The sequence below is a fragment of the Aeromonas sp. 96A genome, from assembly GCF_051919165.1.
GTDB lineage: Bacteria > Pseudomonadota > Gammaproteobacteria > Enterobacterales > Aeromonadaceae > Aeromonas > Aeromonas veronii.
The window spans coordinates 340,903-355,686 of the sequence record NZ_JBQBFE010000001.1; the positions used below are offsets into that span (position 1 = coordinate 340,903).

Here is a 14,784-nt window from a genome sequence, read left to right on the forward strand (position 1 = left end):
ATAGTAAGAAAAGTAGTAAAAAGGGGTTCTAATTATGATTAATAAAATTGATTTCAAAGCTAAGAATCTAACATCAAATGCAGGTCTTTTTCTGCTCCTTGAGAATGCAAAAAGCAATGGGATTTTTGATTTTATTGAAAATGACCTCGTATTTGATAATGACTCAACAAATAAAATCAAGATGAATCATATAAAGACCATGCTCTGCGGTCACTTCATTGGCATTGATAAGTTAGAACGTCTAAAGCTACTTCAAAATGATCCCCTCGTCAACGAGTTTGATATTTCCGTAAAAGAACCTGAAACAGTGTCACGGTTTCTAGGAAACTTCAACTTCAAGACAACCCAAATGTTTAGAGACATTAATTTTAAAGTCTTTAAAAAACTGCTCACTAAAAGTAAATTGACATCCATTACGATTGATATTGATAGTAGTGTAATTAACGTAGAAGGTCATCAAGAAGGTGCGTCAAAAGGATATAATCCTAAGAAACTGGGAAACCGATGCTACAATATCCAATTTGCATTTTGCGACGAATTAAAAGCATATGTTACCGGATTTGTAAGAAGTGGCAATACTTACACTGCAAACGGTGCTGCGGAAATGATCAAAGAAATTGTTGCTAACATCAAATCAGACGATTTAGAAATTTTATTTCGAATGGATAGTGGCTACTTTGATGAAAAAATTATCGAAACGATAGAATCTCTTGGATGCAAATATTTAATTAAAGCCAAAAGTTATTCTACACTCACCTCACAAGCAACGAATTCATCAATTGTATTCGTTAAAGGAGAAGAAGGTAGAGAAACTACAGAACTGTATACAAAATTAGTTAAATGGGAAAAAGACAGAAGATTTGTCGTATCTCGCGTACTGAAACCAGAAAAAGAAAGAGCACAATTATCACTTTTAGAAGGTTCCGAATACGACTACTTTTTCTTTGTAACAAATACTACCTTGCTTTCTGAAAAAGTAGTTATATACTATGAAAAGCGTGGTAATGCTGAAAACTATATCAAAGAAGCCAAATACGACATGGCGGTGGGTCATCTCTTGCTAAAGTCATTTTGGGCGAATGAAGCCGTGTTTCAAATGATGATGCTTTCATATAACCTATTTTTGTTGTTCAAGTTTGATTCCTTGGACTCTTCAGAATACAGACAGCAAATAAAGACCTTTCGTTTGAAGTATGTATTTCTTGCAGCAAAAATAATCAAAACCGCAAGATATGTAATCATGAAGTTGTCGGAAAACTATCCGTACAAGGGAGTGTATGAAAAATGTCTGGTATAATAAGAATATCATCAATAAAATTGAGTGTTGCTCTGTGGATAACTTGCAGAGTTTATTAAGTATCATTGCAGCAAAGATGAAATCAATGATTTATCAAAAATGATTGAAAGGTGGTTGTAAATAATGTTACAATGTGTGAGAAGCAGTCTAAATTCTTCGTGAAATAGTGATTTTTGAAGCTAATAAAAAACACACGTGGAATTTAGGTTAGACTATAAATAGAAAAAGGTGTTTTGACAATGACAGAGATTATCAAAGATTTATACCAATTTACAGAGGTAATGGAGCCGATTAAGCTTTCAGTGCACCAATACTTATTGATGACAAATGAGCCTGTTCTCATTCAGACCGGAGCCGTATCACAAGCGCAAACTACCATTCCTAAGTTGCAAGAGTTGCTCGGTGAACGCAAAATAAAATACATTCTAATTTCTCATTTTGAATCAGACGAATGTGGCGGACTTGCTTTGGTTCTCAAAGAACATCCCGAAGCTGTCGCGGTTTGTTCCGAAACCACAGCAAGACAACTGATGGGGTTTGGTATTACTAACAATGTGCTTATTAAAAAGCCGAATGAAATATTTGCCGGAGATGATTTTGAATTTCAAGCTATCAGTTACCCATCTGAAATGCATATGTGGGAAGGACTTTTATTTTTTGAAAAGAAACGTGGTATTTTCTTTAGCAGCGACCTCATGTTCGGCATGGGTGAGAATCACGGACAAGTTATCGAAAGCAGTTGGGACGCAGCGGTAAAATCAAGCGGCGCAGATACATTGCCCAATCAAGAATCCGGACAAAAGCTATCCTCGGATTTGAGTGAGATTGAACCTAAGTTCGTTGCTTCCGGTCATGGGTTTTGCATTACGATTGTAGGATAAATCAAGCAAATAGACCTTGCAAAATAAGCATTTGCAAATATACCACTTCATAAAACCGTATACTGTAATTATCAAGATTTTGAACGATATTGAAAAACAGTAACTTAAAGGCTCGATATATTTATAATATATCGAGCTTTTTTCATGTCTAAAAACTTGGGGGTATATAGTGAAAAATACCGTCCCAACGTCCCAAAGGCTGATAAGTAGGCGCATTATATGGGGTTGAAAATACCCGTGCGCTGGTGATCAGCCCTCGTGGCGGCATGCACGTTGGCAGTGCCACCGATCTGGTCACTCCCTACATGCGTACCGTGCTCGGTTTCATCGGTATCAAAGAGGTGGATTTCATCTACGCCGAGGGGATGGGGATGGGCCCGGATGCCCAGAGCAAGGGGATGGAAGCGGCCAAAGCGCAGCTTGAGGCTCTGGCTATCTAAGGGTTCTCTCTATAAGGGCTCTTTATCCCGTCAGGGGTTATCTCTTCAAGGGGTTGCCCGCCAGATACCACAACGCAGCCATCAGGCTGCGTTTGTTTTTTGGCTTGGTGTGATTGCGACAGACGTTATTGCGACAAGACCATAATGTTACAGTGAGTATCGCGGCAAGTGGTCGGTATAGACGTTCTGGCGGAGTCACTACTCCATCATAAAGCGGCGACAACCACGCACCAGCAGCAATGCCACCGTGACCAGCAGGCCAAGCAAGAGGGTGGTCAGCCACTGTTCGGTACTTTGCGGCATGTGGGGCGTGAAGAGGCTGATCATCAACAGGGTACAGAGCGTGATCAACAGGCTCTGTCGGGTCATCAATATCATGGGGTCATCCTTGGTTTGCTCACCTGAAACGATTTTAATGCCCTCTTGTGACAGGGTGATGTATCCGTGCATCACCCTGTTGGGGCTCTTCAGACCATATCAGGTTTTTACCGCAGAGCCAGCGCCATCACTGGCGCTGTGATCCCGATCCCGCTAGCTCTCTTTATCTGAACTGTTTCTGCGCTGGCTGGTAGTGAAAATCGCCGCTGGCGAGCCGCGCTTCCAGTGCTGCCTGATCGATCTCCTGCGCCTTGCAGAGATCATCCAGATCGTCATAGCGATCACGCAACTGCATATTGACGACGCTCAGCAGCATGTTGATGTCCATGGTGGCGAACTTTTTCAAATCCATGATTATTTCTCCCGATCCAGTGATTGCAACTGCTCGATGGCGGCGCTGACGCTGTGCAGATGCTGGCGGATCGCCTCGCGGGATTCGCTAGGCAAATAGTCTGTCAGGGTATGTTGCCAGCTGCCCGCTTCACTCTTGAGCTGCAGGAAGAGGGCGAGCCCGGCATTGGTGAGGGAGACCAGGCTGATGCGTTTATCCTGCTCGCTGCTCTCGGTAAAGATGATCCCTTTTTCGACCAGACGGCGGATCTCGCGGGAGATGCGCACCTTGTCCATGCCGCTCGCCTCGACCAGCTCTTTCTGGCTGATGGGGTAGTTGGGGCCGAGCACCATCATCAGGCGCCATTGCGGCACGGTCAGCTGGTAACGCTGTTCATAAAACTGTTCGAAGGTATCCCGTAGCATCTCGGCGGCATGTACCAACTGATAGGGCGGGTAGTGAGCGAGTAACGCTATGATTTTTGACATATTACACCCTGCTGTGACGGCTGCATCAGATGCAGTTTCTTTTGATACTTTGACATTGATGATACGAAACTCAAGCTGATTTGTCTGACCCGGTTGCGATGAAATGTGCGGTGGCGCACGCCCTCAAGGAAAAACCGGGTCTGACCGACGGGATTTTAAGCCAACGCTGTTCAGCCTTTACGCAACCAGATGAGGGCGTTCTGCTTGAGCCAGGCCTCGCGTGTGTGGATAGCGTAGAGCGCGGCCTCGTCGCGGCTGCCCGCTTGCCAGCTTTGTGGCTCCTGTTTGGGCAGCTTGCGCTGACCCAGCAGGCAGGCCGGAATGTGCGGGTTGGCCTCGATGGCGACCAGCAGATGGGGCTTGGCTGCCTCGGCACCCTCGGTAGCAAAGACCATCAGCGCCTTGTTGTAGAGCAACCAGCTGGAGGCTTCGTCGAAGCGCACCAGCAGGGCGGCCAGCGCCTGCCAATCCCCTTGCAGTGCATAGAGAGTGGAGAGGTTGTAGCGGCAACCCAGCTCATCGGCCATGCAGATTGTCAGCAGCGCCAGATACTCCGCTTTGGCCTCGCCCAGCTTGCCAAGGCGTAGCAGGCAGTCGGCGCGGCCGGCTCTGGCGGCCAGCAGAGGGCGCAGTTCGGGGGCACTCCAGCCGTGACCGGCGATTTGCGGCCAGAAGGCTTCATCAAAGAGCGGAGTGGCATCGGCGATGATCTTCTCGAACCAGCCGAGGCGGGCCTGATGATCGCGGCAGCTGTCGGCCAGCTCGAACCAGGTCTGCCACTGTTGGGCCTGCTCGCCATTGAGGGCCACATCAGCGCTGGGGGCGGCCTGATACTGGTCGAGGTTGAGCAACTGGTTGAGGGCGGTTTTCATATTCTGGCGCTGTCGTTTGCAGAACTCGACAAAGGGGAGTTCGCTGGCGGCGGCGCTATAGAGCATATGGGCCATCTGCTTGTCGCGAAACAGGCTCAGCTCTGCGGCCAGACTGAAGCGGTACTGGGTGGTCGGGTCGTTCAAATCCTTCGGCTTGGGCCAGGTGGCAAAACCCATGCTGAAGCCATAACACCATTGACCGAGGGGGTGGCTCTGTTCGAACACCTGCTCGGGGTTATCGCTGGGCAGGCGACACTGGCTGGGTAGGGCCAGCTGGGCGTCGTCGGCTTGGGATTCCAGCTCGGCGATCAGGTGGTTGAGGGCTTCTGCGCTTTTTTCATCCAACTCGGCATCCTGTTCCAGCAAACCAGCCAGCGGGCGTTGCCAGTCAGGGCTTTCCGGCCCCACCAGACGAGCACAGAGAAAACCGTGCAGGGCCGGGTAGGTCATGTCCTGATCGCTGTGGCTCTGGATCCATTGATTAAGATGGCGGGTACGAGTGGATGGGTTCATCGACAGTTCCTCTGGATTTGAACAGCCGCGAAGTCTACCTAAAAGTGGGGTTATTTGCAGCAAATGGCCGCCTGTTTGGCGATTTAATCACCATTGGCGGATAAGATAGGGGCGAAAGAGCTGCCAGTGGTGGCTTGGGGACTAGGCCGGATCACCGCTCTTGAGGTAACATGCGCGCCCATAGGGGCCATGTTCAGTTGGCCCATCCGGGTAATGAAAAAAGAGAGCACCATGATACAGATTGGCAAGATGAACACCCTCACCGTTGTTGAACTCGAAGATCGCGGCGCCTGGCTTGCGGCCGATGAGTACGGTGAACTGCTGCTGCCCAAGCGTCAACTGCCGGAAGGGGTGAAAGAGGGGGATAGCGTGCAGGTCTTCCTCTATCTGGATGCCGACTGCGAACCGGTGATCACCACCGACAAGCCATTTGCCATGGTGGACGAATTTGCCGGTCTGAAAGTGGTCAATGCCAACAAGATTGGTGCTTTCCTCGACTGGGGCATGAAAAAGGATCTGTTTGTGCCCAGCCGCGAGCAGAACAAGCCGATGCAGGTGGGCCACGTTTATCTGGTACGTCTGCAACTGGATAACGAAGGGCGCATGGTCGGCACCAGCCGCATCGAGCGTTTCCTGACCCCGGCCGGCAGCAACTTCAAGGTTGGTGACGAAGTGACCGCGCTACCGGGGGAGCACTCGCCCCTTGGCATCAAGGTGATCGTCAACGGTCAGTATCCCGGCATGCTGTTCAAGAACGAGGTGTTTGGCCGGGTGATGACCGGTCGGCCGCAAACCGCCTGGGTCAAGCAGGTGCGCGAAGATGGCAAGCTGGATCTGACCCTGCAAAAGCCGGGTCTGGCGCGGGTTGATGACGCTGGTGAACGCATTCTGAGCCGGATGAAAAAGCAGGGCGGCAGTCTGGCGGTGGGTGACAAGAGCGAACCCGAGCTCATCTACAAGCTGTTCAGCATGAGCAAGGGCACCTTCAAGAAGGCGATCGGCGGCCTCTACAAGCAGGGCAAGATTGTCATCGAAGATAACGCCATCACTCTGGTGGCCACAGAGACCGACTCGGCAGTGGATAGCGAATAAGATGCCGAGCCCCTGTGTTGGCCTCTGCAAGGCGAAAGATGGGCTTTGCCTGGGTTGTGGCCGCACCTTGACCGAGATCGGCCACTGGTCGGCGATGGATAGCAAGGCCCAGCTGGCGGTGATGGCCGAGCTGAATGGCTCGAAAAGTACTCACCGCTGCCCGGGTTGTGGCGAACCGGCCTATTGCGCCGTCTCTGCCGGTCAGACCATTGCGCAGTGCTGGTGCAGCCAGTTGCCGGCAATGCCGATGCAGGAGGCCAGCGCTTGCTGGTGCCGCCGCTGTCTGGCCAAGGCCATCGCGGCGCAGGATTAGCAGAAAACAGCAATAAGAGTGCACGGAAACAAGAAAGGCGCCGATGGCGCCTTTCTTATGCCTGCTGCTGGCGATGCCAGCGCACATGCACTTGATCTTCGGTCAGCAGACGGGGCAGCAGGAAGGTGGCGAAGATCACCTCAAACTCATCCTGATGATCCAGCAAACCGACCCACACTTCGACCCAGCGCTCCATATCGACCGGCTCACCCAGCTCGGTCGACCAGTCTGCATTGGGCAGAGTCGCCTCCACGGCGCCACGCTGCTCAAACTCCAGGGTGATGTCGACTATTTGTTCGGGGGCCAGCATGTCGGCGGCCTGCTCAAGAAACTGATCATAGGCCCATTCGACCAGCTGATCCGGGGTACGCTGTTCCATGAAATCACTCCAGATACATCGAGGTTCGCTACTGTAACAATTATTGGCTGTGGCGGCCAGACCAGTGCGCCGGGCGTGCCTGACCTGTCCAAGTTGCCGTTGGGGGAGTATGGTTAAGGCGCGGATCATCTGGCAGGGAGTAAGGGGATGAAGCAGCGGGGACGGCGGCAACAGATCAAGCGACGGCGCGAGGCCTGGTGGTGGCACTATCTGCCGCTTCACCGCGAGACGGTGGGCGGTCATCTGGGCCCACCGGAGAAACCCGATGAGCCCTGAGGATCAGTCGGCCTGATGCACCCGATTGAGGGTGATCTGACCCAGTTGCCCCATCTGGCGGCGGATCCAGACCGAGCGCTTCTGCACATAGGGTGAAGGGGGCTTGACCCGATAACGCCACGGATTGGGCAGGGCGGCGGCCAGCAGGGATGACTCGTAGCGGGTCAAGCGGCTGGCCGGTTTGCCAAAGTAGGTGCGGGCGGCGGCTTCGGCGCCATAGATGCCGGGGCCGAACTCCACGATATTGAGATAGACCTCGAGAATGCGGGCCTTGTCCCAACCCAGCTCCATCAGCAGGGTAAACCAGGCCTCCAGCCCCTTGCGCAGGAAACTGCGATCACTCCACATAAAGAGGTTCTTGGCGGTCTGCTGGCTGAGGGTGCTGGCACCGCGCACCCGTTCGCTGTGCTGGTTGTGCTTGAGTGCCGCGTTGATGGCATCCATGTCAAAGCCGTTGTGATCGGCAAAGCGCTGATCCTCGGCGGCGATCACCGCCAGTTGTAGCTCCTTGGAGATGGACTCCAGATCTACCCATTGATGGCGCACCTGGGTGATCTTGGCGGGCGGAAAGAGGGCCCGCTCGATACGCCAGCTCCACATCGGCGGATCGATAAAACGCAGCAAGGCGACCGAGCCGACCGAGCAGATCAGCCCGGCCAGCGCGATCTTGCCTGCCCACCTCAACACCCGGCGCCCAAGGGATGCAGATGGGCGCACGGGGGCCACGGCGTCAGGGCCAGACTCCCATTGATAGTGGCTGGGATCATCGGGATCCGGAATTATTGGGGCAGCCATTCGATGTGGCAGAACTTCTCGTCAACACGGCGGGAGAGCAGCATGCGGGCAAACAAGTGCTCATACTCTTGTTCTTCATTGCCAAGGCCTACCCAGATCTCGGCATAGTCGGTATCGCTCACCGCAAAACCCACGTCCGCTTCCCAGTCATCGGCCGGGTCGGTTTCGGCCAGCAGGCCGCGGTCGTTGAACTCCTGATTGAAGCGGGCGATCTCCTGCTCCGGCAGGTTGTCAGAGGCCAGCTCCATAAAGAGTTCGAGGGCGGTATCGAGCAGTTCCTCGACGCTGTGCATTTCGTCATTCATAGACATAAGCGGTCTGTTCCAGAAAAGAGAAAAAGGTGCCATCACAGATCACAGCCTGCGGGGCGGCGCTATTCTAGCGGTCGGCAGACCCCTTGGCGAGATGATGCGAGCCGCTGTGACCTGTTTTTGTGCCAATAAAAAACCGGATCCAGTGACAGGATCCGGTCTTCATTGGGGGAAGGGGTCACGCATAGGGCGTCAGCTCATCCCTTCTTGTCATCGGCGAAGGTGATGTTGAGCTCCAGTACCGACAGCTCATCACTCTTCTGATCCAGTTGGACGGTTATCTTCTCCGGATCAATGTTGACGTATTTGCGGATCACATCGAGGATGTCCTGCTTGAGCTGGGGCAGGTAATCCGGCCCCCCTCTGGATGAACGCTCGTGAGCAACAATGATCTGCAACCGCTCTTTGGCCAGTTGTGCGGTGTTCTGTTTCTTGTTGGAACGAAAATAATCCAATAATGACATGTTTAACTCCCGAACAGTCGGCTAAAGAAGCCCTTCTTCTCTTCTTCCAGAAAACGAAATTCCTTGGCATCGCCCAGCAGGCGGGACACCGCATCTTCGTAGGCCTGACCGGCATCGGACTCCTTGTCCAGAATGACCGGTTCGCCGGAGTTGGAGGCGCGCAGCACCGCCTGGGACTCCGGGATCACCCCGAGCAGCGGGATGGCCAGGATCTCCTGCACATCCTGCACGCTCAGCATGTCGCCGCGGTTGACGCGGGTCGGGCAGTAGCGGGTCAGCAGCAGGTGCTCCTTGATGGGGTCTTCACCACGCTCGGCGCGGCGGGACTTGGAGGCCAGGATGCCAAGGATGCGGTCGGAGTCACGCACGGAAGAGACTTCCGGGTTGGTGGTGACGATCGCTTCGTCGGCAAAATAGAGCGCCATCAGCGCGCCCGCCTCGATCCCCGCCGGGGAGTCGCAGACGATGTAATCGAACTTCATCTCCGCCAGCTGATCCAGGATCTTCTCGACCCCCTCACGGGTGAGGGCATCTTTGTCCCGGGTCTGGGAGGCGGGCAGGATAAACAGATTTTCCGAGCGTTTGTCCTTGATCAGCGCCTGATTGAGGTTTGCTTCCCCATTGATGACGTTGACGAAGTCATACACCACGCGCCGCTCGCAGCCCATGATGAGATCCAGGTTTCTCAGACCGATGTCAAAGTCAATGACCACTGTCTTGTGACCACGCTGGGCTAAGCCGGTGCTCAGGGCCGCACTGGTTGTGGTCTTGCCAACGCCACCTTTACCCGATGTTACGACTATGATTCGCGCCATTCTCGCTTCCTTGTAACTCTATTTGATACGGTCTATTCGGAGTTGTTCGTTGTCCAGCCGGACGTGTACCGGTTGCTGGATCAGGCCTGCCGGCAATGCATCGCTCAGCTGGAATGTGCCCGCGATGGAGAGCAGTTCGGCCTGTAATTGCTGGCAATAGATCCGGGCCTGGGTGTTTCCCCGGGCACCGGCAATGGCTCTGCCACGCAGGGTGCCATAAATATGAATGCTGTCGTCGGCGAGCACTTCAGCTCCCGGACTGACGGACCCCAGTACCACCAGCGAGGTGCCGGCTGCGTAAATCTGCTGGCCGGAACGAACCGGTCCCACATGTACCTTGCTCGGGATCAAGGGGGCGGGTTCGGGCTCGGGAACCACCACAGGAGCGGCTGGCGCGGGGGCAGGCTCGGGTTCCGGTTCGCTCTTGCGACTCTTGCCCGAGGCCATCACGGCCAGTCCCACCGCCTTGGCGGCCGTCTTCATCTCTTCACTGCGCGCCCCCGTGATGCCAACCAGCACAAACTCTTCGGACTCCACCAGCTCCTTGAGCTGTTCGAAATCGGGAATATGCTCCAGTCGGGAAACATTGATCACCAGCGGCGCACAATTAAAAAAGTAGGGTGCCTGGGCGACTTTTTCGGCCAACAACTGACGTATCCGCTCAGGCTCGCCATCGCTGATATGCAACACAGAAATAGTGAAGGTGGTCCCTTTCAATTCGTTATCGCGCTCAACCATGAATCTTCCCCGAGGCAGAGATGCTAATCCGTTATTGTTATTCAATTCCTGATGTTATAGTTTGCCCCCATCAGAGGCAATAAACTCGTCGGATTATATCAATTTCCATGTTGTGTGCAGTCTATAAAAGTCGCAAAAAAGCCGAGACCTATCTTTTTGTTGAAAAAAGAGAGGATTTCTCCCGCGTTCCCGAGCCACTGCTGAGCGCATTCGGGCGTCCCGAGCTGGTGCTAATGACCAAGCTGGATCCGGCCAAGCCCTTGGGGCTGGCTGATGTCGGCAAGGTGATGGCCGCGCTGACCAACCAGGGGTTCTACCTGCAGGTGCCGCCGCCCCCTGAGAATTTGCTGGAGCAGCACAAGGCCAGCCTGAAAAAACCATCCTGAATATCCAGCCCCGTGGTGTGATCTGCCCAGCGGGGCTAATTCTTTGTGACTCTGCATGACGCATTCCGGCCCCGGAGAGGTGGCCTGCGATAATCCCGTGACAGGATCTGGCCAAATTAAACCCTCCCTTTGGTGATATTCACTTTTCGCTGTTTAAATAGAAAGTCAATCTACTCCCAACACCATATCCTCAACCTTTGCTGGCGCTCACAAAAATAGCGAGCGGCGTGCTCTCATATCCGCCATTTCAACGGCTATTGGCTTATTCATCGATTATTTCAGCCTCTTCCTTGGGCGCTTTTTTGGCCTCCACTGCGTGATGAGTTGTCCATCAAAGGGCGCGTAAAGAGGGCGGTGATAACGGTGCTAAAACCAGTTTGAGCGATGCGCTGTGGCCAAAATGATGAGCTAACCCCCTGTTTGTGTGCTTGATTGTTTGCCCTGATCACGAAGTATCACATAGGAGGCAATCAATGTGGCGGCGTGATAATCCGCAGGGTGAGCGGTAACCGCGTCTTGCCAAACAAGGGTATGACCAAAGGGGGGATATTGAGCTGAGGGGGCATCTCGATATCGATTAGTTGTGGAATCGTGGCTGGGGCAAGATAGCGGGTAAAAGGTTTCATGTCGGGGCGTAATGTCCCTTTCAATGCATTGAGAAGAGTTAATCAAGGTATGTAATTAGAGAGGTATTTAGAAAAAGCAATCAGCATCGCAGTGGCGTAGCAGGGACATATCAGCGACGCCCTACAGTGAAATGGTCGGTATGCCGGTTTAAGTGCCCGGCATCCCATCTGGGCAGTAAAAAAGGCGGGATATCCCGCCTTTGTTCAGATGAGGGTCGCAACCCCTATTTATTCGCAGGCAACCTGCATCACCTTGATGGCCAGACCGCCACGGGAGGTTTCACGGTACTTGGAGTCCATGTCCTTGCCGGTGATGTACATGGTCTCGATCACCTTGTCCAGGGAGACGCGTGGCTTGGAGGTACGACGCAGGGCCATACGGGAGGCGTTGACAGCCTTCATGGCTGCGATGGCGTTACGCTCGATGCAAGGCACCTGTACCTGACCGGCAACCGGATCACAGGTCAGACCCAGGTTGTGCTCCATGCCGATCTCGGCAGCTTCGCAGACGTGCTCCGGGCTACCGCCCATCAGCTCGGTCAGACCGGCAGCGGCCATGGAGCAAGAAACACCCACTTCACCCTGGCAGCCCACTTCGGCGCCGGAGATGGAGGCGTTCATCTTGTATAGGATGCCGACGGCACCGGCAGCCAGATAGAAACGGGTGTACTCGTCGCGGCCAACCGGCTGGATGAACTTGTCGTAGTAGGCCAGTACGGCCGGGATGATACCGGCAGCGCCGTTGGTCGGGGCGGTGACCACGCGGCCACCGGCAGCGTTCTCTTCACTCACGGCCAGAGCGAACATGTTGACCCAGTCAACGATGTTCATCGGATCGCTCGAGAGGTTCTCGTTGGTGTTGAGCTGACGGTAGAGCGGCGCGGCACGACGGGGTACGCGCAGCGGGCCGGAGAGAACACCTTCGGTACGGCAGCCGCGCTCGATACCTTCACGCATGGTGTTCCAGATCTTGCCGAACTTCTTGTAGATCTCTTCCGGAGTGTTGAAGCACTTCTCGTTTTCCATCATCAGGGCAGAGATGGAGAGACCTGTCTGGCTGCAATGGGCAACCAGCTCGGCGGCGCTCTTGAACGGATAGCGTACGGACATGTCGCCGCTGTCAGCCTTGCCGAAGTTCTCTTCGTCAACGATGAAGCCACCACCGATGGAGTAGTAGGTCTTGCTGTAAACCACTTCATCTTCGATCAGGGCAGTCAGCTTCATGCCGTTTTCGTGCAGCGGCAGGGCTTCGTCGTGGAATACCATAGCGTCACGCGGGAAGCTGACGGTGTGGCAGTGCAGGCCGATCGGCAGGCGCTCGGTCTGCTCAACACGGGAGATAAACTCGGGGATGGCATCGATATCAACATTTTCCGGCAGGTTGCCAGCCAGGCCCATGATGATGGCAGTGTCGGTATGGTGGCCTTTGCCAGTCCAGGAGAGGGAGCCGTAAACATCGACATTGATCCGGGTTACATCGCGGATCTTGCCGCCCGCGCGCAGCTCGTCAACAAACTGTTTGGCCGCTTTCATCGGGCCAACAGTGTGGGAAGAAGAGGGGCCTACACCGATTTTGAAGATATCAAAAACGCTGATCATGTCACTATTACCTCAGGGTAGAAGGGGGCGGCATGCCCACTCACAGAAATTTGGGAGATCCATGGAACGCGCTTGTCAGCGCAGGTCACAGAACCAGATAACCGTAGTGTAACGGCTCCAGACCTAAAAAAAGTTGAAATAGATCTATTTTTGTTGAATCTGAGGCGCGAGTATAAAATTTATTTTTGTGCTTATCCATTTTGTTAAGCGTTTGCCCATAAAAATACCCGGCGATGCCGGGCATTTCGGAACCAAATGGAGTCATTTGCCGTTTTTTAACATTCGGTAATGTTAACGGCGAGGCCGCCACGGGCCGTCTCCTTGTATTTGGTCTTCATGTCGTTGCCGGTCTCCCACATGGTCTTGATCACCTTGTCCAGCGACACCTTGTGCTCGCCGGTGCCGCGCAGGGCGAGGCGGGCGGCATTGATCGCTTTCACTGCGCCCATAGCGTTGCGCTCAATGCAGGGCACCTGTACCAGCCCGCCAATGGGATCGCAGGTGAGGCCGAGATTGTGCTCCATGCCTATTTCGGCGGCGTTCTCCACCATGGCCGGGCTGCCCCCCAGCAGTTCGGTCAGCGCGCCAGCCGCCATGGAGCAGGCGACACCCACTTCCCCCTGACAGCCCACTTCGGCGCCGGAGAGGGAGGCGTTCTTCTTATATAAGATGCCGATGGCAGCCGCGGTGAGGAAGTAGCGGATCAGCGTCTCGTCATCCACCTTGTGCACGAAGCGATCGTAGTAGTGCAGCACGGCGGGGATGATGCCCGCAGCGCCATTGGTGGGGGCGGTGACCACCCGGCCACCGGCGGCGTTCTCTTCGTTGACCGCCAGCGCAAAGAGATCGACCCACTCCATCACCATCAGCGGATCCTTGTTGAAGTTGGTCTCGCAGCTGAGCTGGCGGAACAGCCCCGGGGCGCGGCGCCGAACCTTGAGGCCGCCCGGCAGCACCCCTTCGCTTTTGCAGCCTCGCTCGACGCAGCCCTGCATCGCCTGCCAGATCTTGCGCAGCCCCGCTTTTATCTGCTCATCGCTGCGAAATACCCGCTCATTGGCGAGGATAAGCCCCGAGATGGAGAGGCCGCTCTCCTGACAGTGGGCCAGCAGTTGGGCGCCGCTGTCGAACGGGTAGGGGACTGGGTGTTTGGCATCAGACTTGGCGGCCTCTTCTTTGGCGGTGGCAAAGTGGCTCTCTTCAATGATGAAGCCGCCCCCGATGGAGTAGTAGGTCTGGCTGAAGCGCAGGTTTTCCTCTTTATCAAAGGAGCGCAGAGTCATGCCGTTGGTGTGGGCCGGCAGGGTTTTGCGGCGGTTGAAGATGATGGCTCCGGTGCGGGGAAAATGGCTTGGTTGTTCGCCTGCCAGCTGCAAGTTCTGTTCCTTTTCCACTCGAGCCAGAATGGCGGGAATCGCTTCGATATCGACCGATTCCGGTTCAAAGCCCGATAACCCCAGAATGATCGCCTTGCCGGTACCGTGCCCTTTGCCGGTCTGGCCCAGCGAGCCGTAACACTCCACTTCGACCCGCGTGACTTGTGGCAGATGGCCTTGCAGCTTGAGCTGCTGGACGAAGGCATAGGAGGCACGCATGGGGCCGACAGTATGGGAAGAGGAGGGGCCAATTCCGATGGAAAACAGGTCAAACACGCTGATCATGACATCAATCCGGTGATGGTTTATGTCTGTTTATTCTAGGATTTTTGACGTGGATGGAAAGCGGGGATGTGCGGTGCTGTGACATGGACACAGATAATGGGGCTGGGGATTGCCCAAGAAGGTTGAAGG

The 14,784-nt window shown here is 54.2% G+C and carries 18 protein-coding genes and 1 pseudogene; 7 read left to right on the forward strand and 12 right to left on the reverse strand.

Going from position 1 to position 14,784, the window contains the following annotated elements; all coding sequences use genetic code 11:
* Positions 1–34 precede the first annotated feature (34 nt).
* From ACTG2W_RS01655 to ACTG2W_RS01665, 3 genes and pseudogenes are all read left to right on the forward strand, one after another.
* The gene (locus ACTG2W_RS01655; protein ID WP_000608644.1) at positions 35–1,297 is read left to right on the forward strand and encodes an IS1380-like element ISEcp1 family transposase; all 1,263 of its coding nucleotides are present in this window, start codon (positions 35–37) and stop codon (positions 1,295–1,297) included.
* 239 nt (positions 1,298–1,536) lie between these two features.
* Positions 1,537–2,178 carry an MBL fold metallo-hydrolase gene (locus tag ACTG2W_RS01660; RefSeq protein WP_088903454.1) on the forward strand — a complete coding sequence of 214 codons (642 nt, stop codon included), beginning with the start codon at positions 1,537–1,539 and terminating at the stop codon, positions 2,176–2,178.
* Positions 2,179–2,402: 224 nt separating this feature from the next.
* Positions 2,403–2,618 (forward strand): annotated as a pseudogene (locus ACTG2W_RS01665) (NAD(P)H-dependent oxidoreductase); the annotation flags it as partial.
* A 198-nt stretch (positions 2,619–2,816) separates the two neighbouring features.
* On the opposite strand, the gene ACTG2W_RS01670 reads toward ACTG2W_RS01665, so the two are convergent.
* From ACTG2W_RS01670 to ACTG2W_RS01685, 4 genes are all read right to left on the reverse strand, one after another.
* On the reverse strand, positions 2,817–2,996 hold the full coding sequence (locus ACTG2W_RS01670) for a hypothetical protein (protein ID WP_019445847.1): 180 nt from the start codon (positions 2,994–2,996) through the stop codon (positions 2,817–2,819).
* A 163-nt stretch (positions 2,997–3,159) separates the two neighbouring features.
* Complete coding sequence (locus ACTG2W_RS01675) at positions 3,160–3,348, reverse strand: DUF4250 domain-containing protein (protein WP_019445848.1); 189 nt, start codon at positions 3,346–3,348, stop codon at positions 3,160–3,162.
* Positions 3,349–3,350: 2 nt separating this feature from the next.
* Complete coding sequence (locus tag ACTG2W_RS01680) at positions 3,351–3,815, reverse strand: MarR family winged helix-turn-helix transcriptional regulator (protein ID WP_005336856.1); 465 nt, start codon at positions 3,813–3,815, stop codon at positions 3,351–3,353.
* Positions 3,816–3,985: 170 nt separating this feature from the next.
* The gene (locus ACTG2W_RS01685; RefSeq protein WP_440016006.1) at positions 3,986–5,200 is read right to left on the reverse strand and encodes a UPF0149 family protein; all 1,215 of its coding nucleotides are present in this window, start codon (positions 5,198–5,200) and stop codon (positions 3,986–3,988) included.
* 231 nt (positions 5,201–5,431) lie between these two features.
* Between ACTG2W_RS01685 and ACTG2W_RS01690 the strand changes: the two genes are divergently transcribed.
* Together ACTG2W_RS01690 and ACTG2W_RS01695 are read left to right on the forward strand one after the other, a co-directional pair.
* Complete coding sequence (locus tag ACTG2W_RS01690; protein ID WP_005336853.1) at positions 5,432–6,292, forward strand: CvfB family protein; 861 nt, start codon at positions 5,432–5,434, stop codon at positions 6,290–6,292.
* Position 6,293: 1 nt separating this feature from the next.
* Positions 6,294–6,605, forward strand: a complete 312-nt coding sequence (locus ACTG2W_RS01695; protein ID WP_110303768.1) for a DUF1289 domain-containing protein — start codon at positions 6,294–6,296, stop codon at positions 6,603–6,605.
* A gap of 55 nt (positions 6,606–6,660) precedes the next feature.
* Here ACTG2W_RS01695 and ACTG2W_RS01700 read toward each other — a convergent pair whose 3' ends face one another.
* Entirely contained in the window at positions 6,661–6,984 is a 324-nt protein-coding gene (locus ACTG2W_RS01700) for an HI1450 family dsDNA-mimic protein (RefSeq protein ID WP_005336851.1), read from the reverse strand.
* 147 nt (positions 6,985–7,131) lie between these two features.
* Between ACTG2W_RS01700 and ACTG2W_RS01705 the strand changes: the two genes are divergently transcribed.
* A complete protein-coding gene (locus ACTG2W_RS01705) occupies positions 7,132–7,260 on the forward strand; it encodes a hypothetical protein (protein ID WP_019445852.1) in 129 nt (42 codons plus the stop codon).
* A gap of 3 nt (positions 7,261–7,263) precedes the next feature.
* On the opposite strand, the gene mtgA is transcribed toward ACTG2W_RS01705, so the two are convergent.
* From mtgA to minC, 5 genes are all read right to left on the reverse strand, one after another.
* A complete protein-coding gene (gene mtgA, locus ACTG2W_RS01710; protein ID WP_064338040.1) occupies positions 7,264–8,055 on the reverse strand; it encodes a monofunctional biosynthetic peptidoglycan transglycosylase in 792 nt (263 codons plus the stop codon).
* A complete protein-coding gene (locus ACTG2W_RS01715) occupies positions 8,040–8,366 on the reverse strand; it encodes an HI1450 family dsDNA-mimic protein (RefSeq protein ID WP_005352317.1) in 327 nt (108 codons plus the stop codon). The genes mtgA and ACTG2W_RS01715 overlap by 16 nt, the downstream gene beginning before the upstream one ends.
* Positions 8,367–8,563: 197 nt before the next feature.
* On the reverse strand, positions 8,564–8,830 hold the full coding sequence (minE, locus tag ACTG2W_RS01720; protein WP_005336848.1) for a cell division topological specificity factor MinE: 267 nt from the start codon (positions 8,828–8,830) through the stop codon (positions 8,564–8,566).
* 2 nt (positions 8,831–8,832) lie between these two features.
* Positions 8,833–9,645, reverse strand: a complete 813-nt coding sequence (gene minD / locus ACTG2W_RS01725) for a septum site-determining protein MinD (protein WP_005336847.1) — start codon at positions 9,643–9,645, stop codon at positions 8,833–8,835.
* Positions 9,646–9,663: 18 nt separating this feature from the next.
* On the reverse strand, positions 9,664–10,383 hold the full coding sequence (gene minC, locus ACTG2W_RS01730; protein WP_058056865.1) for a septum site-determining protein MinC: 720 nt from the start codon (positions 10,381–10,383) through the stop codon (positions 9,664–9,666).
* Between the two features lie 107 nt (positions 10,384–10,490).
* Here minC and ACTG2W_RS01735 point away from each other — a divergent pair, with 107 nt between their 5' ends.
* Complete coding sequence (locus ACTG2W_RS01735) at positions 10,491–10,769, forward strand: YcgL domain-containing protein (protein WP_005360946.1); 279 nt, start codon at positions 10,491–10,493, stop codon at positions 10,767–10,769.
* Between the two features lie 854 nt (positions 10,770–11,623).
* On the opposite strand, the gene ACTG2W_RS01740 is transcribed toward ACTG2W_RS01735, so the two are convergent.
* Positions 11,624–12,994, reverse strand: coding sequence for an L-serine ammonia-lyase (locus ACTG2W_RS01740; RefSeq protein ID WP_005336844.1), 1,371 nt, complete (start codon positions 12,992–12,994; stop codon positions 11,624–11,626).
* Positions 12,995–13,269: 275 nt separating this feature from the next.
* Positions 13,270–14,655, reverse strand: coding sequence for an L-serine ammonia-lyase (locus ACTG2W_RS01745; RefSeq protein WP_005352308.1), 1,386 nt, complete (start codon positions 14,653–14,655; stop codon positions 13,270–13,272).
* Positions 14,656–14,784 lie beyond the last annotated feature (129 nt).